Origin of the sequence: Limnoglobus roseus, assembly GCF_008254045.1 — a bacterium.
In the GTDB taxonomy this organism is placed as follows: domain Bacteria; phylum Planctomycetota; class Planctomycetia; order Gemmatales; family Gemmataceae; genus Limnoglobus; species Limnoglobus roseus.
The window spans coordinates 1,026,202-1,049,416 of the sequence record NZ_CP042425.1 but is presented as its reverse complement, the minus strand read 5'-3'; the positions used below and the strand labels follow the sequence as shown (position 1 = coordinate 1,049,416).

Genomic DNA, 23,215 nt, shown 5'->3' with positions numbered 1-23,215 from the left:
GGGGCCTACCCGGTTGCGTCGTCAGTTGCCGGAATCGCCTTAGCCTTCACTGCCCATGGTCACGACCACGTTGACCGGAATGGTCGCGCTCATCAGCAAGAAGCTCGGCAGGACGGTGCGGTAGTTGCCGGTGATTTTCACGGCGATCCGCTCGCCGAACTGGGCTTCGTTCCAGGTCGCGCCCGATTTCGCCACCGCCTGCGGCGGCGTCAGGGCGAGCATGGCGTCGTCGCAGGGGAACACCGTGACGGTGTAGCTGTCGATCATCGAGTTCACGCCGGCCATACGGGTGTTGACGTACTTCTTGATCGAAGGGTACGTGGCCGAGTAGTCGGTCGAGTCGAACGTGCTGCCCTTGTTGACGTTGACCACGGCGTACCGGGCCCCGTCGCGGGCCGCGTTCGTCGTGACTTCGATCATCATCAGGTACCGACAGTACTCGAAAATGCCGAAGAGGAAGAGCAGGAACACGCTCATCACGACGGCCGCTTCGACGGTCGTAGCCCCGCTCCGGCGGGTCGATACAGGGCGGCGAATCATAAACCTCTCCGAACAAAATCCTGAGTCGCGGGACCACTCACCACTGCGGCAGGTCCGAATTGACGGTGAAGGCGTCGTCCACGAGCATCTGCCAGTCGACGGTGTACGACACGATGGTCGGGTTCACGAGGCCGACCGTGATCCACCGCACCTTGGAAAACGGAATCTCCACGTACACGCGGAACCGTTGGTTTTTCGTCCCGTCCGACGGGTTGTAACTCGGGCTGGCGGTCAAGGTGTCGTTGTCGAAGGCGAACTTGACCGTCACGTCGGTCTGCGCCAGGTTCGACAGGCCGCCGGTGATGAGCGCCTGGTAGACGGTATCCTTGACGTTCGGCGTACCAGTACTGAAAGCGATCGCCGTCGGCGTCCCCAACCGATTGACGATCCGCCCCTGGGCGGCCAACCGCGCGCCCTCGCGGGCCGCGTTCGTGACCACTTGTTGGACGTAGATCAGCCGGCCGACTTCCCACACGCCGAGGAGAACCGGCACGAGCAAGAGCGACAGCACGACGGCCGCTTCGACGGTGGCGACCCCGCACCGGCGGGACGGGGACGAACGGCGGATCATCATGGGAGTCAGGCCGTGGGAACGTAATGACAGTCCTAAACCCTAGAACACGTCCGATCGGAAGGCCAGCGACCTGGAGGTAAATTCCGATTCTGAGGGCGAAACCGATTCACGGGACGCCGAAACGTGTTCTAGGGTTGTCCCGATCGGCTTTGAATTCTTGGATTATTCCGCTGCCGCCGCGTGGGCTGTATGGCGAAACCGGCCACCTTGAATGCCACCGTTGCCCTGGTTCGCAAGAGCCAACTGGTGGCGGAAGACGAACTCCGCGGATTCCTGCGGCGTGCCAAACCGCGGCAACTCGTGGACCTGACGCCGGCCTGCTTGCTGCAACAGATGGTGGCCGCCGGACTTCTGACGCCGTTCCAGGCGGACCAGCTCCAAAACGGCCGTTACCAGGGCTTTCGCCTGGGGAACTACCAGATCCGCGACCGCATCGGCCGCGGCGGGATGGGGCAAATCTACCTCGCCGATCACCTCGGGCTCGACCGCCAAGTCGCCATCAAGGTGCTCCGCCCGGCGGCCGACGCGGCCCCGCTGGCCCGCGAGCGGTTCCTCCGCGAAGCCTACGCCGCCGCGAAACTCTCGCACCCGAACATCGTCACCGTCTACGACGTGAACGCCGAGGCCGAACCGCCGTACATCGTGATGGAGTACATCGAGGGCGTGAGCCTTCAGGCGGCCGTGGCCCGGTACGGCGCGTTCGCGGCCGAGGAAGCCGCCGAGTGCGGTCGGCAGATCGCGATGGGGTTGCAGCACGCCTTCGAAGCCGGCCTCGTCCACCGCGACATCAAGCCGGCGAACGTCCTGATCGACCGCCGCGGCACGGCCAAGATTCTCGACCTCGGCATCGTCCACATCATCGGCGAGTGCCTGACGCAAGAGTTCAACCCGGACGTGATCCTCGGCACCGTCGAGTACCTCGCCCCGGAGCAGGCGTACAGTTCCCGTATCGACACGCGGGCGGACATCTACGGCCTGGGGGCGACGCTCTACTTCCTGCTCGCCGGCCACCCGCCGTTCCCGGACGGCGACGTGCGGACGAAAATCCTCATGCTGTATTCGGCCGAGCCGGTGCCGCTCACGCGACTGCGGCCGGACGTCCCGCCGGGGTTGGCGGCCGTCGTCCACCGCATGTTGGCGAAGAACCCGGACGACCGCTACCAGACGCCCGCCGAGGCGATGGCGGCCCTGGTCCCGTGGGCGAACCCGGTGGCGTTCCCCGACCGCATCTTTGGCCCCGTCGCCGCGACCGTGTCGAACGAGGGCAGCCAGACGGTAACGGTGGCGGCGATGTACCTTCAGCCGACGCCACTGGAACACCCCACGCCCGTCCCGCGGCGGACGATCACGGACGCCGGCACGGTCGAACTCTGCCGCGACGGTACCGCCCCGTTCCCGGCCTGCGAATTGACGCTGCGGACGCAACTCGACCACGCCACCGCCGAGGCGGCCCTGTCGGGCGCACGGGCGAACCCCAACTTTAACCGCCTCGAACGCGGCCTCCGCCTCGCGTGTTGGTCGGCCGTCGGCTTCATCGTGCTGGCCGTGGGCGTCTTCGCGCTCGTGCGGCTGCTGGCGCACCGGCCGTAACCGGCGACTCGACCAATTCTCGACCCGGCTCGCGTCCGTGTTCTAGGCTTCCGCCAAACCCGACCCCCGCGAGTGCCCCCGGGCCTCCCACCATGCCGCCCCCGACCACGACCGACCAACTCCTGACCAACCTCCGCCGAAGCGGGCTGGTTGCCGCCGACCGCCTGGAAGCGGCCGTCGCCCGCATGGCCGACGACGGCCCCGGCGCGGTCCTCGACCACCTCCAACACGAGTGCCTCTTGACGGCCTTCCAGGCCGACCGCCTGCGGGCGGGCAAGTACAAGGGCTTCGTCCTCGGCGACTATGTCATCCTCGACCAACTCGGCGGCGGCAGCACCGGCCAGGTGTACCTGGCCGAGCACAACGTCATGCACCGGCTAGCCGCCTTGAAGGTGCTGTCCGTCTCCGCGTCGGCCGACACGGTTTCGCGCGAGCGGTTCTTCCGCGAGGCCCGGGCGACGGCCGTCCTCGACCACCCGAACGTCATCCGCGCCCACGACCTCCGCAAAGACGGCCCGGTGTACTACCTCATCATGGAGTACGTCGGCGGCATTAGCCTTCAGCACCTCGTCCACCGCCGCGGCCCGCTGCCGTGGCCGACCGCCGCCGCCTACGTCCGGCAGGCCGCCCTCGGCCTCCAGCACACGCACGACCACGGTCTCGTCCACCGCGACGTGAAGCCGGCGAACCTGCTGCTCACGCACGACGGCACGGTGAAACTCCTCGACCTCGGCCTGGTGCGGATGACCGCCGTCGAGGACTCGCTGCTGACCGAGCAGTTCGACCAATCCATCCTCGGCACGGCCGACTACCTGGCCCCGGAGCAGGCTGTCGCGAGTTCGCGGGTGGACATCCGGGCCGACCTGTACAGCCTCGGGGCCACGTTCTACTACCTGCTCGCCGGGCGGACGATGTTCCCGGAAGGGCGGATGGCCCAGAAGTTGATGTGGCAACAGTTGCGGGAGCCGACGCCGATCCGCGATCTACGGCCGGAACTGCCGACGGGGCTGGCGAAGGTGGTGCACCAACTGTTAGCGAAGGACGCGGCTGCCCGGTTTCAAACGCCGACGGACGTGTTGGCCGCGCTCGCGCCGTGGACGCGCGATCCGGTGCCGCCGCCGGACGCGAACCTGATGCCGCCGCCGCCGGTCCGCCGCGGCGTGGCCCAGGGGATTCCGACGCTGTCGCGGATTTCGTTCTCGGACTTCCTGCTGGACGACCCGGAAGCCGGGGCGACGGAGACCGGCTCGCGAACGCCGCGGCCCGGCATCGAGCGCGACACGCCGCCGGCAATGGCGGGGTTGGACAAGACCGGGGAAGTGACCGTGTTGCGATCGGTGGCCGTGCCGACCCGCTCGACGCTGCACGTGGACGGCCGGCCGACGTGGAAGCTGCTCGTGATCGCGTCAGCCGTGGCCGCGACCTTCGCGACGATGACCGCCGTCGGCGTGCTGACGCTGTTGAAGTAACCCTTGGCTTTCCGGCCTGAAGGGCCGGTTCTGTCAGCCCAGGCCGTCAGGCCTGGGTCCGGATACCATCAACAACCCGGCCCTGAAGGGGCCGTTCATTGCCGTGTGCCGGAATGAACGGCCCCTTCAGGGCCGATACCATTTACGCATCTCGTACCCAGGCCTGACGGCCTGGGCTGACAGAACCGGCCCTTCAGGCCGGCGTTGCCTCACTTCGCCTCCGCGTACCCCAGTTTCCGCTCCGGGTCCAGGAATCGTGCATACGCCCATCGAGCGACGCCCTTGTGTTGGAGCGTGATCGTCAGCGTGTGTTCGCCCTTCGGCAGCGTCACGTCGAACGCTTCCATGTCCGGCCTGACGTTGCGGTCGCCGTTGCCCTTGCCGACGGGCTTGCCGTCGAGCGACAACTCGAAGGCGTCGCCGGCACCGACGAAGAGCTTCGTCTTCACCGCGTCGTCGGCCGTGAACTTCGCCTCGATCACCACCGGCTTGCCGTCCTTCGCCTCCGGCAGCGGGATGCGGCCGCCGACCGGGGCGCTCACCGGCTTGCCGTCGAGCGTCAGGTCTGTCAGGAACGGGTGGGCCATCACGTATCGCACCACGTCGCGGAAGTTCTCGGCCGTCATCGTGTTGCCGAGGCCCTCCGGCATCATCGACTTCTCCAGCACCTTCACCTTGCCGTCGATCTCCTTCTTCGCGATCTTCTTCAGCACCGCGTTCTCGATCTTGAGCGTGATGAACGTGTCGTCCTCCTCGGCCAGCACGCCCTGGATCACCTGGCCGTCGAGCGTGTTGATCTGCCGGACGAAGTACGGCGCGCCGATGACCCGGTTCGGGTCGAGGATGTTGCCGAGCAGGTACTCGATGTCGCGGCCGGCCCCGTCGAGTTGCGGGCCGACCTCGTTCCCCTTCCCTTCGAACTTGTGGCACTTCGCGCACTGGGCTTCGAAGACCTTCGCGCCGCGGGCGAAAGAGCCGGGCTGGGTGTTGATGTCGTTCCGCGTCTTGTCGATCAACTTGTTCAACTCGTCCGGCGTCGGCCGGCTACGGCCCCACACGTCTTCGATCATCGCGTTCAGCTTCTTGTCGTTGAGCGCCTGAATTTTCAGGATCGTGTTGTCGGTGACGAACGTGCGGTCGATGATCTTCGTCTGCATCCCGCTGAGCAGCGCCGCGGCCCACTCCTTGCGGCCGGCGAGGACGGTCACGACCTCGGCCCGCACCGGGGCGGTGAGCTTGTCCCAGTTGGACACGAGGCCGATGGCCACGTCCTTGTTGTTGATGCCGCCGAGTGCCCGCACGGCCTCCACGCGGAGGGCGTCGGACTTCTCCTCGCGAACGAGGTCCATGAGTCTGTCCACGCTCTTCACGTCGCCGTATGCCGCAACTTGTCGGATGGCCTCGATGCGGGCCGATTCGGTCTGTTTCGCGTTGCCCATCAGGGCGAGCATCCGCTGGAAGACCTGCGGGTCGCGGAACGACACGGCGATCTTGTTCACGAGCGCGAGCGTGCCGGCGTCCTTGTCGCGGAGGAGGCTTTGCCGCACGTCGGCCCACGCCTTCGGCGGCGTGAGTTGCTGCCCCTGTACCGCGACGGCCAGTCCTTCGAGGGCCTTCCGCTTCGCCGTCGCGTCCTTGAGGCTGCCGACGAACTTCACGCACAGGTCGAGCTTGCCGGCGTCGTTGGTGGCGACCAGTCGCCGCATCACCTTCGGGATGATCTGCTCCGTGACGAAGGCATTCCCCGCCGCGTTCGCGGTGAGCCACGCCAGTTCGGCGTCGAGCGGCGACGTGCCCTCGACCGGCTTGCCGTTCTCATCCTTGCTGGCAGGTTTGGCAAACGACTTCGCCAGCAACTTCTCGTAGGCCAGCCAAGTCAAATGTGGAATGAGCGGGTCGGTCGCGTCTTCCTTGTGGGACATCAGAGCGCGGACAAGGGGCGTCGGATCGCCTGCGTCGGGATGATCGACGATGCGAATAGCCGCCGACGCAAGCTCCCGGCGGGCCGATATTGGATTGTCGCTCCGCTCCGCTTGCTCAATCAGGAATCGGAATGTATCGCCTTCGTAGAACGCCCTGTCCGCCCACAACCGGATGGTCATGGCCCAAGCGTCCGCTGGCTTTCTGCGGTCGAAGTTCGGCCACACCTTCGTAAAGGCTTCCTCTCCCGAAAGGAGCCAATGGGTTTGATGCACGGTCCGATCGATAATCGCCGAGCGAATGGTCAGGGGTGGCAGCGTTGTCAAGCAGAACGGTCCCTTTGTGCCGTCTGGCAACGGTTTGAACTCTTTCTGCACCCTAATGCCTTCCGTCCGATCGAGTGCGTGTTCCAACTCGCGACGCTCTTGAATCCGCTCTTGGGTCAGCCGCAACGCCGTCCGAAACTCGTAAGGGTTGTTGCTCTGTAAATAGGCCGCGAGCTGCTTCGACGTGGCATTCCCAATGTCCGTCGCCTTCTTCGTCGCTGTCCCCTTGAGCTGGATGCGGTAGACGCGGCCGCGTTCGTAGTCCCAGTCGTCGGCCTTCGTCTGGTGGCACGGGTTCTGGTCGTGCCAGTCGATCAGGTAGATGTCGCCGAGCGGACCCCACTTCAGGTTGATCGGGCGGAAGTTCTTGTCGCCGCTCGTCAGGAAGTCTTCGCCCTTGCTGCCGACGTAGCTGCTGCCGTTCGGCTTCAGAATATTCTGCTTGAGGCTGCACCCGTGGATGCTGCCGAAGATGACGCTGTTGCGGTACTTCTCGGGCATGTGCGGCACGTCCAGCGAGATGAGGCCGGCGTGCGCCCAGCCGCTCTCGCGGTGGAACGTGTGGTCGCTGATCTCCTTGATGTCGCCGTAGGTGTACGGGTTGCTGTGGACGCCGCCCTGCCGCCGGTAGATGCCGCCCGGCACCATGTGGTACAGGTGCGGGATGACGCAGCACGCCAGGATGAACTGGCCGTCGGTGTTCCGCCAGTCCATGCCCCACGGGTTGCTCGTGCCCTCGCTGAAGATCTCGAACTTCTTCGTCTTCGGGTGCAGCCGCCAGACGGCCGCGTTCATCTTGATCTCGGGCTGGTCGCCGGCTTTCACGTTGCTCTGCGTGAAGACGCCGTGCAGGCCGTAGAGCCAGCCGTCCGGCCCCCACTGGAAGGTGTTCAGCGTCTCGTGCGTGTCCTGGCTGCCGAAGCCCTTCGCGAGAATTTCAAACTTGCCGGGCTTGTCGTCTTTGTTCTCGATGAACCACAGGTACGGCGGCGCACCGACGTACACGCCGCCGTGCCCGACCTCGATGCCGCTGGCCATGTCGAACGACTCGGGGAAGTCCTTGCCCTCCGCGAAGACGGTGCGCTTGTCCGCAACGCCGTCGCCGTCGGTGTCTTCGAGGATGACGATGCGGTCCCGCGGCTTCTTCCCCTTCGGCGTTCGCTTCGGGTACTCGAAGCTCTCGACGATCCAGATACGGCCCTTCTCGTCGATGGTGAACGCGATCGGGTTCGTCATCAGCGGCTCGCCGGCGAAGAGTTTGACCTCGAACTCCGGGGCGACCTTGAACTTCGCGACCGTCTCTTCCGGCTTCAGGTACGGCTGGCCGGAGGATTTGGTGTTGTCGAAACCGAACTCTTTCTGAGCGAACGCGGGCGAAGCGAGCAACAGCGCGAGGAGGAGGGTGCGCATGGGGGGAGGGTCCTGTGCGGAAGGTGTGTGAAGTGAGGATAGGGGGAAGGGGCTGAAAGCCCAGGGACGGCCGTCCCTGGGCTTTCAGCCCAACTGCAACTGCACCCGCTCGCCGTCGACGAACGTCTTCTTCTCGAAGTCGAACGTGCGGCGCAGCACCGAGAGGCTGTTGCCGTCGATCTCGTACTCGTTGTACATCCAGTGGTTCGTCTGCGTGCAACTGCCGGCACAGATCACCGGGAACGGGATCGCATCCGTCGGCGTCAGCACGTAGCCGCGGTGGATGTGCCCGTGCAGCCACAGCGACACGCGGCATGCCTTTGCCAACTCCAGCGCGCTCGCATGGTCGCGCAGCCGGTGCGTGCGGCGTTCGACGTGCCCCTTCGCCGTCCGCAGCGGGTAGTGCGTCACGAGGATGCGCGGTCCGTCGTCCAGGTGGTCGCAGAGCCTCACGAGCCGTTCGCCCTGCTCGCGGCCGATCGCGCCGCTGGCGTCCCACAGCGACCAGTTCGCGGTGCTGCTGTTGACGCCGATCAGCCACGCGGGGCCGACCTTGCGGGCGAACGGGTACGTGTGGTGGTCGATCCGCTCGCCGGCGAGCCACGGGGCGAAGTGCTTCTCGAAGAGGCCCGCCCGCGTCGCCGGGCCGGTGTAGTAGTCGTGGTTGCCCGGCACGCCGAGGACCGGCGGCAGCCCCGGCACCAACAGCCGCGCGGCCGCCTGCCGGAACTCGCTCTCGAACGCGAGTTTCGTGACGTCGCCGGAGAAGACGAGGTAGTCGAAGTTCCGCGTGCGGAACGCATCGAGCAGCGCGTCCGCGATCAGCGGCGCGTGCCTGAACCGCCGGCCGCGGCCGAGGAGCTTGACGTTCACCCAGCCGGTGACTTTCTTCGTCAGCAGATCGCGGCCCGTCCAGCCGAGGCGATGGCTCGTCAGGTGAACGTCGCTGAAGTGTGCGAGGCGGAGCATCGTTATTTCGTGGCCCGGAACATCCAGTACAGGATCGTCTTGATTTCGAACGGCTTCAGGTCCGGCTTCAGCGAGAGTATCCGGGCGGCGATGCCGGCGAGGTGCGGCGTCGCCCAACTCGTCGCCGGCTCGCGGGCGAACGGGCCGAGGTAGCCGCGGCTGTGGGCCTGGAACTCGATCTGGTCGCGGAGCAGGTACGCGAAGCCGAGCGGGTCGTCGAACAGCCCCTTGTCCACGGAGATCAGTGGCGGCGAGTACACGGCCGGGTAGCTCCGCGTGATCGGGTGGTCGTTGTTCGCGGCGGCGAACACCAGCACGTCGCGGAAGTACGCCTCCTCGATGGCCTTGAACAACTGCTGTCGCCGCGGCAACTGTTGCAGTCGGTGTTCCGGCACGCCGAGCGAAAGATTGACGACCTTCACCTTCCACACGTCGATGGCGTGGCGCAGGGCGGCGACGACGGTTTCGACTTCGCACGTCCCCTGGGTCCCGAACACGTCGGCCGAGTAGAGCTTCACCTTCGGCGCGAGCGTGAGGATGATGTCGGCGACGGTCGTGCCGTGCGGCGAGGACTGGTGGCCGGTGTACGGGAGGATTTCCGGCTTCGTGCCGCGGAAGACGGCCCCTTCGATCGGCAGGATCGGCGTGCCGGCTTTGATGAAGCGGTCTTCGAGGAGTGCCCGCTCGACGCCGGAATCGAGGATGGCGACGGCCACGCCCTCGCCGGTCGCCCGCGGGTCGCGGAGCAACCGCTCGGGCGTCATCAGCGAGAACAGTTCGTCGAAGACAGTGGCAGTCACGGAAATCCTATCGTGTCTTTAGCCGCTCAATCCGTCGAGCAGTTGTTTCAGGCTCGTCACCAGCGTCGTGCAGTGCCGCACGGCGTCGGGGCCGTGGCGGACGGCCAATACCCGAACGGCCTCCAACAACTCAAGGCCCGTAGCGGAGTCGATGACGGAATTCGCCGAGGCGTCCAGGCCCGTCCGCAGGCTTTCCATCACCGCGTCCGGCGGCGTGGTCAACATCGACGACACCTCGCGGCTGGCCTGCAACGCGCTCTCGACCGCGTCGAACAACAGCCGGTGCGTCTGCTTCTCGGCCAGCCCCTGCCGCAGCAATTCGGCCCCGAGTTCGGCGGCCACGGCGGTCATGCGGCGGTCGGCGTCGGTGAACACCGGCTTGTCGAACATCTCCAGCACGACCTGCACGCCGGGGCCGACCCGCAGTTGGGCGGCGAGGATCGACTTCCGGTTCTGTTCGAACGGCATCAACTCCATCGACCCTGCCGACGAGTCGGCGAAGTCGTTCATCACGCACGGCTCTTGCATGCTCACCACACTTGCGGCCAGCGACCGCGAGAACGGCACCGTCGGCCGCGGTAGCAGTTGGCCGGCCGCGTCGTACACGGTCATCGTCTCCGTGTTGTCGGCCGCGACATGGCGGACGATCAGCACGCCCTCGGTCGCACCCGTTCCGCGGAGGAGGAATCGAAAGAGCGACCGCACCGCGTCCGGCAGCGGCACCGGATCGTTGAGCGCGGCGCTCGCCCGCACCAGCGGTAGCACCTTCTCCACCGACTCGCGGAACGCGCCGAGGCTGGTATTTAGTTCGCGCTGCCGCTTGGCCGGGATGATGCGGTCGAGCTGCTTCCGCACGGCCGCGAGGAAGGCATCGCGGTTCAAATCCTGGTTCTTGTCGAGATAGTCCCGCACGCCCATGCGAAGGGCGTCCAGCGGCGTGGCCTGGTGCGCGAAGCCGGTGACGAGAATCGCGACAATGTCCGGCGTGAACACGACGAGGTCTTCGAGCAGTCGCAAGCCGTCGCTGCCGGAGCCGAGGTTCCAGTCGAGGACGGCGAGGTCGATCGGGTTCTCGTTCGCGATGAGCAGGGCCGCTTCCGCGTCGGCGACGGCGAAAACGCGCACGCCCCACCCGGCCGACGTCAGCCACTCTTGAAACGTCCGGCGGACGCTGTCTTCGTCATCGACGATGAGGACGGTTTCGCTCATGGGGAAGATTCTACAAATCCGAAAACGGAACGCGGATGACGCGGGATTCGAAGACGCGGATCACGCGGGATAAAACGAAATCCGATTTCGATCCGATCCGGTTCCCATCCGCGCTCCGATCCTGCGTCATCGGCGTCCGTTTTGTTGAAAGATTACATCCCGCTCGTTTCTTCGATCTTGCCGTTCCGCCACGCCTTGCCGACGCTCCAGCGGTAGAAGAATTGCGCGGCCGTCACCAGCACCAGTGTGCTCACGACCATCGCCAGCAGGAGTTCGAAATTCGACCAGCCCGCGATCGGCGATTGCCCCAACGGCGACCCGCTCGGCGGCGGGCCGAGGATCGCGCGGCGCATCCCTTCCAGCCAGTACGTCGTCGGCAGGCAGACGCTCACCGGCTTCAGCCAACTCGGGAGAATCGCCAGCGGGAAGACGACGCCGCTGAGGAAGTAGATCACGCCCGCAATGCCTTCGCTCAGGAACATGCTACTACGGCTCATGTTCAACATCGCCGACGCGAGGACCATGCCGGCCGCCCAGAGCATGACAAAGCCGACGAGCAGGTACGCGACCAGCCAGCCCACATCCATGTTGCCGAAGTTTAGGCTGTTGCGAATCCCCGGCAGGGCCAACCCTGCGAGCAGGGTGATGATCGCGCCGCCGATGCCCTCCATCGCCTTCGCGAAGCCGCGGCCGAGAAAGTACGTCTGGAACTCGGCCGGACTGATGAAGATGTACTTCAGCATCCGGTAACTTTCGCGGTCGGCAATCACGACCGACGACATGCCGAACATGACCGCCCCGACGAGGGCGTAGCAGGCGTTCGAGACGTAGACGTAGGGCAGGAACTCCGGCGGCACGCCGCGGCCGAACGCGGCATCCGCGGCCATGTCGGCGGCGATGAACATGCACACGAGCATCAGCGACCCCGTCACCGGCTTCACGACGAGGTAGAGGATGAACAGCCACGGGTTGGCCCAATTGCTCTCGACCTGCCAGCCGAGCCAGGTGGACCATTTCAGCGTGCGGAGGTGGGATGTCATTGCCATCGGAGGCCGAGCTTCCCTTCAATTTTCGCCTTGCGTTCCAGCACCTTCAGGAACCACCGCGCGGCCACCAGGAAGAAGACGCCGAGGCCCGCGAGAATCGCAATCTCGTACTCGATCGCCATCAGCCGGTCGGCCGTGCCGGTGAACAGCAGTTGTCGCAGTGCGTCCATGCCGGCCGTCAGCGGGATGAACAACGCCCCGCCGACGATCACGAGCGGCAGGTTCAGGAATATCTTCACTGGGAAGTTCATCCCGGTCATCAGGAACACCGGCTCTTGCAGCAGGTTCACGATGTGCCACGCCTCGCGGCCCCACAAGAGGAACAGCGACGCGAACATCATCCCCAGGCCGTACAGCGCCACCAGCGTCAGCAGGAAGATGGCGAGTGCCAGCCAGCCGTGTTCGAAGGTGATCGGCGCGTCGAAGATCAGAATGCCGGTGACGAGAATGGCCACTGCCCGCGTGCAGGTCGTCGCCATGCCGCCGATGGCCATGCCGGCGAGAATCGCCATCATCGGGGCCGGCGACATGATGTACAGTTCGAGGTTGCCACTGTCCCGCTCCCAGTAAAGATGTGCCCCCATGCTCCAGAGCACGTTGAACCAGAAGGCCGTCATCGCCGCCCCGAGGACGACGTAGCCGACGAACCGGTCCGGGGCGTTCATCGCCCGGTAAGCGTAGGCGAACGCCGCCACCGAGAGCATCGGCAGGAGCGTCTCCTGGAGAATCCAGGTGCGGTTGCGGAACATCCAGATCACCCGCGCGTAACTGCGGGCGAACATGGCCTGAAAGAAGAGCGTGATTGCGGCGGGCATCGGGTCTCGTTCGCGGGTTTCGGTCTCGGTCAATTGTAGGGTTCGTTCAAGGCGCGAAGAATCGCAATCCGCGAACGCCGTCGATCCTGGCATTTTGCACCCCTAGCCGGGGGTGTAGGATGATCGTGTAACCCTCCCAACACAGAAACTCGCACGGTCGCGGGGTGCAGGATGAGCGGCAGCGTCACCGTCCACGCTGGCGGGGAACTTGCGTTTAAAATTGCGAAGTTGGTCGAGGAGCGGGGTTGGAATCAAGAAGACTTCGCCCGAATTTCCAACCTCAACCGTCACACGATTCGCCAGATTCTCAACGGCGGCCCGAAGCGCCGGCTGCGGAACGCCACCGTGAGTCAGTGCGCCGACGCGCTCGGCCTCACGGTCAATGAACTGCGCACGCTCCCCATCGACCGTCTGCTGCCGCGAATGCACGGCAAGCCGCCGGCCGATGAAGAAGCGTTGAAGATGCTTTTCGACCGAGCCGCCCTACCGGAGCTGGTCAACTGGCTGGAGCGGAACAAAGACCGGGCGACGGAACTGCGGGCCGACGAGATCACCGAACTGCTCGAAGCCCAGAACCCCGGCGGCGTGCTGGAAAAGCTCGGCGTCGAACCGTTCGTGGAGTTCCTGGAACGCCGGCGGGCGCTCGTTCACAAGGTCTACCAACTCGCGAACAGCGAGTACGTGAGTTGCCTGGAGACGTTCGTGGGATTGCTTTTCGAAAAAGTGCAATCGACGAAACGATGAAGGGGTGAGCGGGTGACTTGGTGAAGGGGTGACGAAAACCAAGTCGCCGCGATCCCGTCTTTCTCACCCCTTCACATCACCCACGTCATCCTGAAGGGCCAAGAGCAATTCGCCGTGCGTGTGGCCGTTGGTCGCGATGATGTCCATACGGAACGGGTTGAACGGCGTACCGTCGCTGCTGGTCACGCGGCCGCCGGCTTCGTGGATGAGGATTGCCCCCGGGGCCACGTCCCACGGCCAGTTGTCGTAACACCAGTACCCGTCGAACCGCCCGGCTGCCACGTAGGCCATGTTGATCGCCGTCGAGCCGGTCCGCCGTAGCCCTTGCGCGTGGTACGACACCCGCTTCCAGGCTTCGAGGTTCCGCAGTTGGGCGTCGAAGTTCGACGGGAAGCCGGTGGCGATCAGCCCGTCGCGAATGCCCGTCACGTCGCTGACGCGGACCGGCACCCCGTTGAGGAATGTGCCGCCGCCCTTCGCGGCCACGAACATCTCGTTCAACCGCGGGTCGAACGTCACGCCGACGACGATCTCCCCATCCACCATCAGGGCCACGTTCACGGCGTAGCACGGCAGTCCGTGGGCGTAGTTCGCCGTGCCGTCGAGCGGATCGACAATCCACGTCGGGGCGGAGCCGAGCGATTGTTGCAGGACTTCGAGCGACTTCCCGAAGCAGTCTTCTTCGCCGAGGAACTGGTGATCGGGGAACCGGCCGAGGAGGTACGCCTTGACGGCCTTCTGCGACGCCGTGTCGGCGTCGGTCACGAGGTCGGCGCGGGCCTTCTCGCGAATGGTGAACTTGCCGCGCCAGGCTTCGAGTTCCGCCGCCCCGCGCTGGGCCGCTTCGACGGCGGCGTCCCGCCAGGCGGTGAGATCGTGTGCGTTCATGGGGACATGATACGGAAGCCCGTCCGCGGATTCCGCGAGCCACTGCATCTCTTCCGTGTCTTCCTCTACAATCAACCGTTCACCCCGATGCCGAGGTTCTGCCGATGCCGTTTGAGAAGGTCGAGTCGTCGCCCGATTTCCCCGCGATGGAACGGCGCATCTTGAAGTTCTGGGCCGAGCAGGACATTTTCGAGAAGCGGAAGCAACTCAACGCCGGCAAGCCGAAGTGGTCGTTCCTCGACGGGCCGATCACCGCGAACAACCCGATGGGCGTCCACCACGCCTGGGGCCGCACGTACAAGGACGCCTACAACCGCTACTTCGCGATGACCGGCCACGACCTGCGGTACCAACAGGGCTTCGACTGCCAGGGTTTGTGGGTTGAGGTCGAGGTCGAGAAGGAGCTGAAACTCCGCAGCAAGCGGGACATCGAAGAGTTGGTGCCCGGCAACGTCGAGGCGAGCATCGACAAGTTCGTGCATGCGTGCAAGGACCGCGTCAACAAGTTCGCTCGCGTGCAGACCGATCAGAGCATCCGCTTGGGCATGTGGATGAACTGGGACACGACCGACGCCGACTGGGCGAAGTCGCCGGACGAGCGGAAGTCGTACTTCACGATGTCCGAGACGAACAACTACACGATCTGGGCGTTCCTCAAGAAGTGCTTCGCGAAGAAGCTGATCTACCGCGGCTACGACGTGATGCCGTGGTGCGGCCGGTGCGGTGTCGGCATCTCCGAGCAAGAGATGAAGGAAGGCTACAAGCTCGTCGAACACCGCGCCTGTTTCGTCAAGCTGCCGCTGCTCGACAAGCCCGGCGAGAACCTACTCGTGTGGACGACGACGCCGTGGACGCTGACGAGCAACGTCGGCGCCGCGATCAACCCGAAACTGACGTACTTGAAGGTGAAGCTCAAGGGCGAAGTCTACTACCTGGCGAAGGGCGTCTTCAAGCAGGACCGCATGGCCTCGTCGGGCGGCGACGAGGAGGGCGAATCGACGGCGAAGAAGGGCAAGCGCGAGTGGCTGGACGGTGTGCCGAACCTGTCGAGCATCGAGCAGATGTTCAAGTCGAAGGCCGGCAAGGGCGAGAGCTACGAGATCGTCGGCGAGGTCAAGGGCGAGGAAATGCTCGGCTGGCGGTACGCCGGGCCGTTCGATGAACTGCCGGCGCAGCAGTCCGAGTATGGCTTCCCGGAGGAAGTCGCGAAGATCGTGCAGCAGAACGGCTGGTGCCCTGCCGTGACGGGGGCGGCCGCACACCGCGTCGTCTCTGGCGGCGACGACGTGAGCGAATCGGAAGGGACGGGTATCGTCCACACGGCCCCCGGTTGCGGCGGCATCGACTTCGCGTGGGGCAAGGCCAACGGCCTGCCGCCGGTCGCGCCGATCGGCGACGACGGCTGCTTCCACAAGGGCTTCGGCGCTCTTGAAGGAAAGAACGCCGCCGATCCGACGACGGCCGATGCGGTCTTCGAAGAGTTGAAGAAGAAGGACCGTCTCTTCGGCGTGGAACGCTACGTCCACCGCTACCCGCACTGCTGGCGGTGCAAGACGGAACTGCTCTACCGCCTCGTGGACGAGTGGTTCATCAGCATGGGTGCGGCGTTCGACCCGGCGAACCCGCAGTCGCCGCCGGGCGGGTACAGCTTCCGCGCCGAGATCGCGAAGGTCACGAACGAAGTCACCTTCCTGCCCGAGAGCCTCAACGGGCGTGCCCGGGAGAAGGACTGGCTGAAGAACATGGGCGACTGGATGATCTCGAAGAAGCGTTACTGGGGTCTGTCGCTGCCGATCTGGGTGGACGAGAAAGACCCGACCGACTTCGAGGTCATCGGCAGCCGCGAGGAGTTGAAGGAACGCGCCATTGAGGGCTGGACCGAGTTCGACGGTCACACGCCGCACCGGCCGTGGGTGGACAAGATCGTGCTGAAGAACCCGCGCACGGGCAACAAGATGCACCGCGTGCCGGACGTGGGCAACCCGTGGCTGGACGCCGGCATCGTGGCGTTCAGCACACTTCCGGCCGACTGGCGGCCAGCTGACTTCATCACCGAGAGCTTCCCCGGCCAGTTCCGCAACTGGTTCTACGCCCTGCTCGCACTCAGCACGATGATGAGCGACGGCCAACCGCCGTTCAAGACGCTCCTCGGCTTCGCCACGGCGCTGGACCAGTACGGCCAAACGATGAGCAAGACGGGCGGGAACTCGATCGAGTTCGTGGCCGCCGCGGACGACGGTGGTACGGTTGCGGACGCAAAGGGGACCCCGCTGCCGTTCAAGGCCATCGGCGCCGACGTGATGCGGTGGCTGTACTGCCGGCAGAACCCGGCGAGCAACCTCCTCTTCGGCCCGAAGCCGGCCGACGAGGTGCGAGCGAAGTTCCACCTCAAACTCTGGAACTGCTACAGCTTCTTCGTCAATTACGCCATCGCGGACGGCTTCGACCCGGCGGCCGCGCAAGTGCCGGTGAAGGACCGGCCGGACATCGACCGTTGGATTCTCAGCGACTTGCAGGAACTCATCCGCACGGCCCGGGCCGCGTTCGAGCGGTTCGACGTGATGGCGTTCGCGCTGGCGGCCGAAGAGTTCGTGGACGCGAAGTTGAGCAACTGGTACGTGCGGCGGAACCGCGACCGGTTCTGGAGCAAGAACGCCGAACTCGACGCGGCCGGATTGCGGGATAAACTCGCGGCCTATCAGACGATGCACACCGTGCTGACGACGCTGTGCCGGCTGATCGCGCCGTGCGTGCCGTTCTTCGCCGAGGTGCTGTGGCAAAACCTCAAAGCCCCGGGACGGCCGTCCCGGGGCTTTGAGAGCGTCCATCTCACCGACTACCCGACGGTCGATGAATCACTGGTCGACGCGCAACTTTCCGACGACACGGATGCCCTGCTCACCATCGTCACGCTCGGCGGGGCGGCCCGCAACGCGGCGAAGCAGAAGGTCCGGCAACCGCTCGCGGAACTGCGGGTGTACGCCGACGCGGACGCCGCCCGGCGGGCGGTGAACCGCTTCGCAGAGCAGATCACCGACGAACTGAACGTGAAGGCGGTCACGCTCGTCGAGGCCAAGCCCCTGCGCTCGACCGCCAAGATCAACATGAAGACGGCCGGCAGCAAGATCGGCGCGAAGAAGAAGGACGTGGAGGAGGCGTTGAAGGCCGCGGACCCCGACGCGCTGGCGGTGAAACTCCGCGGCGGGCCGGTCGACCTCGCGGGCGTCTTGCTCGATTCCGCCGACATCGCCATCGAGTACGTTGCGGCCGACGGGTGGGCCGGCGTCGTCGACCGCGGCACGCAGGTGGCCATCGACGCCCGTCTCACGCCGGAACTGCGGGCCGAGGGGCTGAGCCGTGACGTGATCCGCTTCGTGCAGGACGCGCGGAAGAATGCCGGTCTCGACCTGTCGGACAAAATCGTTTTAAGCCTGTCGGCGAGTTCGCCGGAACTCGCGGCGGCGATTCGCACGCACCGCGAGGCCATCGCGGCGGCGGTGCAGGCGACCGAATGGGTCGAGGGGCCGCTTCCCTCGGCGGCCCACACGGCGGCGGTGAAAGTCGATGGCCTGGAACTGACCATCGCGTTGCAGAAGGTTTAACCCGAGTCTGGAGTTCGCCGAAATGGTCGAGTGGTGGAAAGCCGTGTGGCCGCACGGCGAGGACGAGCATCCCGACATCCTGGCCGCCCGGCTGACGGTCGCGGCCCTGTTGGGCTTCGGCATCGCCCTGGTCCGCACGTTCGCGCGGTCGGAAGGCCGCCCGGCCCCCGGGCTGCGTACGACGCTGCTCCTTCTGACGGTCCTCACCGCCCTGGTGACGGAGGTCATCGGCAGTAACACCGCCCGTGCCTTTGGCCTCGCCGGCATTCTGGCCGTCGTGCGGTTCCGCACCGTCGTCGAGGACACCCGCGACTCGGCCTTCGTCATCTTCGCGATGGCCGTCGGAGCGGCCGTCGGAGCCGGGTACTTCTACAACTCGCTCGTCGGCTTCATCGTGATTTCCGTCGTGGCCATCATCGTCACGCAACTGACCGGCCCGGCCGCCAACGACGCCAAGTTGACCGTCCGCATCAAGGGCAAGGAAACCGGCATCCCGGAGGTGCGGACCTTGTTGACCAAGGTCGCGGCCGTGGTCATCCTGGCCGGGGCGGACACCGTGAAGGATTCGAGCGAGACGATCGACCTGGTCTTCCGCTTCCGGCCGTTTCAGCAGTCGGATTTGACGAAGCTTATCGAGCAACTCCGCGCGATGCCCGGCGTCGAAAAGGTGGCGTGGGAGTTGAAGTAGGACGCCCGAACCGAGGCCGACTACCGAGAAGAGGTTGCAGGATCAACGGCGAGCGGCCCGGCGTGAGCGGGCCGTGTCTGCATGTGACAGACACGGCCCGCTCACGCCGGGCCGCTCGCCGTTGCGAAGGCCGGGAATCGTTCGAGGCCGGCAGGTGGTCGGCCTCGGCTCGGCTGACCTACGCGATCGGCAGTTCCAGCCGGAAGCACGCCCCGCCGCCGCCGTCGGCGACGCGGTAACTCAGGCGGCCGCCGATCATCTCGGCCCACTGTTTCGCGAGGGCCAACCCCAGGCCGGCCCCGCCGGCGGTCGTGTCGGCGGACGACCCGCGGCGGAACGGCCGGAAGATCGTCGCCCGCTCGGCGAGCGGCACGCCGGGGCCGCGGTCTTCCACTTCCAGAATGATCCGCCGGCCGTCGCCCGGTTTCGCCCACACCCAGATGCGCGGGTCGGCCGCCCCGGCCGTGTACTTGCGGGCGTTGTCAATCAGGTTACTGAGGATCTGCCCCGCCACGCGGGCATCGGTGTTCACCGTCTGGTCCACGGGCACCGTGCCGATCACCACCAATTCCTTGCCGTCGGCCGCACAGCGGTCGGCCCACGTCACGCGGGCCTGATCGAGCAGGTTGTCCACCTTCGTCGGCACGATGTGCGTTTGCACCGTCCGTTTTTCGAGGCGTGCGAAGTCGAGGACGTTCTCGATCAGCCGGTTCAGGCGGTCCGATTCGCCGTGGAGTGTGCGGAGGTACTCCTTCTGCTTCTCCTCGTCCTCGATCATGCCGCTGGTGAGCAAGTCCAGGTAGAGCCGTAACGACGTGAGCGGCGTCCGCAGTTCGTGCGTGACGGCCGAAACGAAGCGGATGCGCCGCTCGGACAGGTCGATCAGCGCCCGGCCGCCGAACCAGATGGCCGCGAGCGCGATCAGGGCCGTGCCCCAGCCGAGCGAGAGCCCCCAGCGCAACGGCGTCCACCCAACCGGCGGCGGCGGCGGCGTGGGGCCGGGATCGAGCTTCGCCGGGATCGCGGCCATGCGGCGCTCGGTCCCGGTCTCGCCGTCGTAGACGGGCTGGAGCGTCGCCGTCGGGAAGGTCGGCCGGATTTCTTCGAGCAGTTCGCCCTTCAACTTGTCCCAGTCGAGGACGACGCCCTGGAAGACGGTCTTCGTCTCCAGCCGGGCCGCTCGTACCAGGACGAGATACGTGCTGCCGTCCTCGGCCGCGAGCCACTGTGGGTGGATCGGGCCGACTTGCACGGCCGGGGCTCGCTCGACGACGGCGGCCTTCGCCTTCACGCCTTGTTGCGGAACCGCGTCGTAGGGGTACGACTGGCGGCCGCCGTACCGCCGGGCCGCGTCGGGTTGGTCGGCGGCCTGCGGCTTCGCGGCCTCCGTTTTCGCACCGGCCTGGCGTTCAAGTTGTTCTTTCGACGACTTCGAATCATCGGCCTTCTTGGCTTCGGTCGGGGCCTGTACTCGCCCTCCGCGGCCGAAACCGTCACCAGTCGGGCCGGCGGGAGCCGGGGCCGGTGGCGGGACGATCGCGGGTTGGGACACGGGAGCCGCCGGCGCGGGGGGGCCGCGGTCCGCATTGTTTGATGGCGTCGGGGATGTCGGGGTCAGACCGCGGCCCGGGTTCATCGGGTACTGGCCACCCTGACCGTCCTTGGTGGCCTTCTCGACGGCCTTCATCCGGGTGTTCAGGTCGTAGCCCGAATCCGATTCGGCCCGATTGCGGAAGGCCTGAGACGACTTGTCGAAGCCAGGGGGCGGCTGCACGCCGGCGGCTTGCAGCGGTGCAACCTTCGGAGCGGGAGCCGGGTCGTTTCTGGCAAAGTTCTCGGCCGAGGGGGGCAGGGAACCCCCGAGGCCGGGCGGCAGGGGCTTCGCAAGGTTGTCGGTGGCGGCGACGGGCGTGGCCCGCGCGGACGCCCCGGCTACGCTGGCGGGCGGGGTCACTACGTTGTTGGTCGGCGGATCGTCGTAGACCGGCACGCTGAAGATGCCGTTCGAGGGATCGGCAATTTCCTGCTCGATCCAGAGCTTGTGCGTCAGCCGCACGTTGAACTTGTCGCTCAGTTCCTTCAGCAAGCGGTGCCGCGGAGACGTGTCGTTGGCCAGGAGGACCTGGTCGCCGAGTTGCTTTTGCAGCTTCGTCGCGATCCCCTCGGACAAGACTTGCGGCGACCGCCAGCCGCTTTCCGGGTCGAGTTGGAAGTGCAGGAGCATCCAGTCGGGCAGGTCGGCGGACAGCAGCGGCGACGGCACGCGGCCGGGGTGGTTGACGTTGCCGGCGTCGTCGAGGGCGACGGGGTGCGGGATGTACAGGCTGAAGTATTGCGCGTACGGCCGGCCGTTCTCGATGGCGAGTGTGGGGAACATGCGGCTGTCGAGTTGCCAGAGGGCGAGGCGTTCCTTCCCGGTGGCGTCGGCCCGGGCGATGGCGTCCCGCTCGGAGGCTTCAACCGTCAGCGACGCGGCCGTGACCCAGCCCAGCCCACCTGCGACCAGCAGAACGATGAGCAGGAAGACGCACAACCCGCCGAACGGCGTCAGCAACCGACGACCGAGCACAGCTACCCCTCTTTCACGCACAAACCCGGGCCGGCCATGTAGCCCGTCGCCCGCACGGTGATGATCGCATCGCCGTGTTCGTCGCCGTTCGGGTCTTTCAGTTTCGCCCGCAGTCGCGCGACGTGCATGTCCACGGCCCGCGTTTCCAGGCCGGCGGTGCCGATGCCCCAGACGCGGCCGAGTAACTCTTCCCGCGAGACGGCCCGCTCGCGGTTCTCGATGAGGTACTTTAGCACGGCCGTCTCCGTTTCCGACAGGTCGGTGCGGTCCTGCGAATTCCAGCGGACCTCCCGCCGTTGAAGATCGACACACCCCTTGCCGATCTTCACCGAGACGATCACGGCCGCCGGCTTCATCGTGCGACGCAACACGGCCTCGACGCGGGCGAGCAGTTCCTTCGCCGAGAACGGCTTCACGACGTAATCGTCGGCCCCCATCTTCAGGCCGCGGACGCGGTCTTCTTCGCCGCCGCGGGCCGTCAGGATGATGACCGGCCGCGTGGGGTGGACTTTGCGGAGTTCCGCGAGCACTTCCAGGCCGTCCTTCCGCGGTAAGAGCAGATCGAGGAGCACGAGGTCGATGCCGCCGGACGAGGCTTCGACGAGGCCGGCCGCGCCGTCGGCGGCCTCGGTCACGTCGTAGCCGGTCAGCCGCAGGGCGTCTGACACGCCGCGACGGATGGCGGGTTCGTCCTCGACGACGACGATGCGCGCTTTCGGCATGGTAACGACCCCGGCGAGCGGCCCGGCGTAAGCGGGCCGTGTCTGAAGCGATCGAGACACGGCCCGCTTACGCCGGGCCGCTCGCCATTCTATTTCTTCTCTTCGACGGCGAACCCCTTCGCCGTCGCCTGTTCGCGGATGATGCCCTTCAGGGCTTCGTCCAGTGCCTTCTCGCCGGCGTCCTTCGGCAGTTTCTTCAACTCGGCGTCGATGTGCTTCTGCCGCTTCGCCGACAGTTCGCCGATTTCCTTCTGAATGGCACACCGCTCCTCGCCCTTCTTCTTCAGGTACTCGACGCGATCGGCGGGCTTCAGCTTCTTCAATTCGTCCGGCAGTTCCTCGTCCTTCAGCTTCGCCAGGTCGAACTTCGGGTCGTCCTTCATCTTGTCCACGAGGTCCCACGAACTGTTCTTGTACGCGGCCCCGGCCTTCGCTTCCGCACGGCCGAGGGCCGCACCGGGGGCGTTGGCGGTCGCGTTGCTGTCCTGGGCCAGTTGCTTCTCGGCCCCCTTCTTGCCGGCCTCGCCGAAGGCGACGTAGGTCTTGTTCAGCTTCTCGTTGGACGACAGGATGTCCTTGTCGTAAGGCGTCGCGACGTGGGGGGCTTGCTTCACCCGGCCCTGGTCGATGGTGGCGAACTTGCCGCCGCACTTCGCCGCGAACGCGGCCCACCCGTCGGACTCCGGGTTTTTCGCCGGCCCGCAGTAGATCGAGTTCACGACCACGCCGAGTTCCTTCGCCAGCGCCGCCGCGTCGTCCAGGTTCACCAGCGGGTCCTGGTTCGCCGGTTCGTTGCCGCAGACGAAGATGAGCTTGAGCGAACCCTTCGCGGCCGACCACTTTTGGTCCGTGAGGGCGGTCTTCGTCACGCGGGCGACGTACTCCTCGCCGCCGTTGATCGTCAGGGCGTTCAACTTCGCGTACACCTCGTCGAGGTCGGTCGTCAGGTCGGTTTCCTTGCGGACGTACCCGTTGGACGCCGGGTAGGTGCTGTGCCCGTAGCTGTACAACGACACGCGGAGGTTCGGCGTTGGCTTCATCTTCGCCAACTCGTTGACGACGTCCCAGAGACGGACCTTCGCCGAGTCGATCAGCCCGTTCATACTGCCGGACACGTCAAGGCAGACGACGAGGTCCACGTCCTTCGTTTTGGCAATCTCGTCGGCCCGCGAGGGCACGGCGAAGGCCGCTAGCAGTAACCCGGCGAGGAACAGACGCATGACAAGTCTCCCGAAGAGATAGACGGCGTTCGGGCCGTTCACTCCCGCGCACCGCACTGGTTTGATTCTAACTGGCAAGCTGTAACGCGGTGGTAACGGGGGCGAACCGGGCGG

At 65.9% G+C, this 23,215-nt stretch carries 17 protein-coding genes; 5 read left to right on the top strand and 12 right to left on the bottom strand.

Going from position 1 to position 23,215, the window contains the following annotated elements:
* Window positions 1–39 precede the first annotated feature (39 nt).
* Both PX52LOC_RS04200 and PX52LOC_RS04195 read right to left on the bottom strand, forming a co-directional pair.
* Window positions 40–540 carry a TadE family protein gene (locus tag PX52LOC_RS04200; protein ID WP_149108913.1) on the bottom strand — a complete coding sequence of 167 codons (501 nt, stop codon included), beginning with the start codon at window positions 538–540 and terminating at the stop codon, window positions 40–42.
* Between the two features lie 37 nt (window positions 541–577).
* On the bottom strand, window positions 578–1,114 hold the full coding sequence (locus tag PX52LOC_RS04195; protein ID WP_149108912.1) for a TadE family protein: 537 nt from the start codon (window positions 1,112–1,114) through the stop codon (window positions 578–580).
* Window positions 1,115–1,321: 207 nt separating this feature from the next.
* Here PX52LOC_RS04195 and PX52LOC_RS04190 point away from each other — a divergent pair, with 207 nt between their 5' ends.
* Together PX52LOC_RS04190 and PX52LOC_RS04185 are read left to right on the top strand one after the other, a co-directional pair.
* Complete coding sequence (locus PX52LOC_RS04190) at window positions 1,322–2,704, top strand: serine/threonine-protein kinase (RefSeq protein WP_168218792.1); 1,383 nt, start codon at window positions 1,322–1,324, stop codon at window positions 2,702–2,704.
* Window positions 2,705–2,796: 92 nt separating this feature from the next.
* Window positions 2,797–4,173, top strand: a complete 1,377-nt coding sequence (locus PX52LOC_RS04185) for a serine/threonine-protein kinase (protein WP_149108910.1) — start codon at window positions 2,797–2,799, stop codon at window positions 4,171–4,173.
* Window positions 4,174–4,382: 209 nt separating this feature from the next.
* On the opposite strand, the gene PX52LOC_RS04180 is transcribed toward PX52LOC_RS04185, so the two are convergent.
* From PX52LOC_RS04180 to PX52LOC_RS04155, 6 genes are all read right to left on the bottom strand, one after another.
* The gene (locus tag PX52LOC_RS04180) at window positions 4,383–7,829 is read right to left on the bottom strand and encodes a PVC-type heme-binding CxxCH protein (RefSeq protein WP_149108909.1); all 3,447 of its coding nucleotides are present in this window, start codon (window positions 7,827–7,829) and stop codon (window positions 4,383–4,385) included.
* 84 nt (window positions 7,830–7,913) lie between these two features.
* Entirely contained in the window at window positions 7,914–8,798 is an 885-nt protein-coding gene (locus PX52LOC_RS04175) for a metallophosphoesterase family protein (protein ID WP_149108908.1), read from the bottom strand.
* A 2-nt stretch (window positions 8,799–8,800) separates the two neighbouring features.
* A complete protein-coding gene (locus PX52LOC_RS04170; protein WP_246173650.1) occupies window positions 8,801–9,598 on the bottom strand; it encodes a S8 family serine peptidase in 798 nt (265 codons plus the stop codon).
* 18 nt (window positions 9,599–9,616) lie between these two features.
* Window positions 9,617–10,807: a response regulator gene (locus PX52LOC_RS04165; protein WP_149108907.1), complete on the bottom strand. Its 1,191-nt coding sequence runs from the start codon at window positions 10,805–10,807 to the stop codon at window positions 9,617–9,619.
* A gap of 152 nt (window positions 10,808–10,959) precedes the next feature.
* Window positions 10,960–11,853 carry an ABC transporter permease gene (locus PX52LOC_RS04160; RefSeq protein WP_149108906.1) on the bottom strand — a complete coding sequence of 298 codons (894 nt, stop codon included), beginning with the start codon at window positions 11,851–11,853 and terminating at the stop codon, window positions 10,960–10,962.
* Window positions 11,844–12,668 carry an ABC transporter permease gene (locus PX52LOC_RS04155; protein ID WP_149108905.1) on the bottom strand — a complete coding sequence of 275 codons (825 nt, stop codon included), beginning with the start codon at window positions 12,666–12,668 and terminating at the stop codon, window positions 11,844–11,846. Before PX52LOC_RS04155 ends, PX52LOC_RS04160 begins: the two co-directional genes overlap by 10 nt.
* Before the next feature lie 171 nt (window positions 12,669–12,839).
* On the opposite strand from PX52LOC_RS04155, the gene PX52LOC_RS04150 reads away from it, so the two are divergent.
* Window positions 12,840–13,412 (top strand): helix-turn-helix transcriptional regulator, encoded by a 573-nt coding sequence (locus PX52LOC_RS04150; protein WP_149108904.1) that lies wholly within the window; start codon window positions 12,840–12,842, stop codon window positions 13,410–13,412.
* A 63-nt stretch (window positions 13,413–13,475) separates the two neighbouring features.
* Here PX52LOC_RS04150 and PX52LOC_RS04145 read toward each other — a convergent pair whose 3' ends face one another.
* Window positions 13,476–14,300 (bottom strand): inositol monophosphatase family protein, encoded by an 825-nt coding sequence (locus PX52LOC_RS04145; RefSeq protein WP_149108903.1) that lies wholly within the window; start codon window positions 14,298–14,300, stop codon window positions 13,476–13,478.
* Window positions 14,301–14,404: 104 nt separating this feature from the next.
* On the opposite strand from PX52LOC_RS04145, the gene ileS reads away from it, so the two are divergent.
* Window positions 14,405–17,902 (top strand): isoleucine--tRNA ligase, encoded by a 3,498-nt coding sequence (gene ileS / locus PX52LOC_RS04140; protein ID WP_149108902.1) that lies wholly within the window; start codon window positions 14,405–14,407, stop codon window positions 17,900–17,902.
* Between the two features lie 22 nt (window positions 17,903–17,924).
* On the top strand, window positions 17,925–18,590 hold the full coding sequence (locus PX52LOC_RS04135; protein ID WP_149108901.1) for a DUF4956 domain-containing protein: 666 nt from the start codon (window positions 17,925–17,927) through the stop codon (window positions 18,588–18,590).
* Between the two features lie 178 nt (window positions 18,591–18,768).
* Here the strand turns inward: PX52LOC_RS04135 and PX52LOC_RS04130 are convergent, their stop codons facing one another.
* The 3 genes from PX52LOC_RS04130 to PX52LOC_RS04120 all read right to left on the bottom strand — a co-directional run bounded on the left by PX52LOC_RS04130 (window position 18,769) and on the right by PX52LOC_RS04120 (window position 23,101).
* Window positions 18,769–21,159, bottom strand: a complete 2,391-nt coding sequence (locus PX52LOC_RS04130; protein ID WP_149108900.1) for a sensor histidine kinase — start codon at window positions 21,157–21,159, stop codon at window positions 18,769–18,771.
* A 2-nt stretch (window positions 21,160–21,161) separates the two neighbouring features.
* Window positions 21,162–21,881, bottom strand: a complete 720-nt coding sequence (locus tag PX52LOC_RS04125; protein ID WP_149108899.1) for a response regulator transcription factor — start codon at window positions 21,879–21,881, stop codon at window positions 21,162–21,164.
* A gap of 89 nt (window positions 21,882–21,970) precedes the next feature.
* Window positions 21,971–23,101: a vWA domain-containing protein gene (locus PX52LOC_RS04120; protein WP_149108898.1), complete on the bottom strand. Its 1,131-nt coding sequence runs from the start codon at window positions 23,099–23,101 to the stop codon at window positions 21,971–21,973.
* Window positions 23,102–23,215 lie beyond the last annotated feature (114 nt).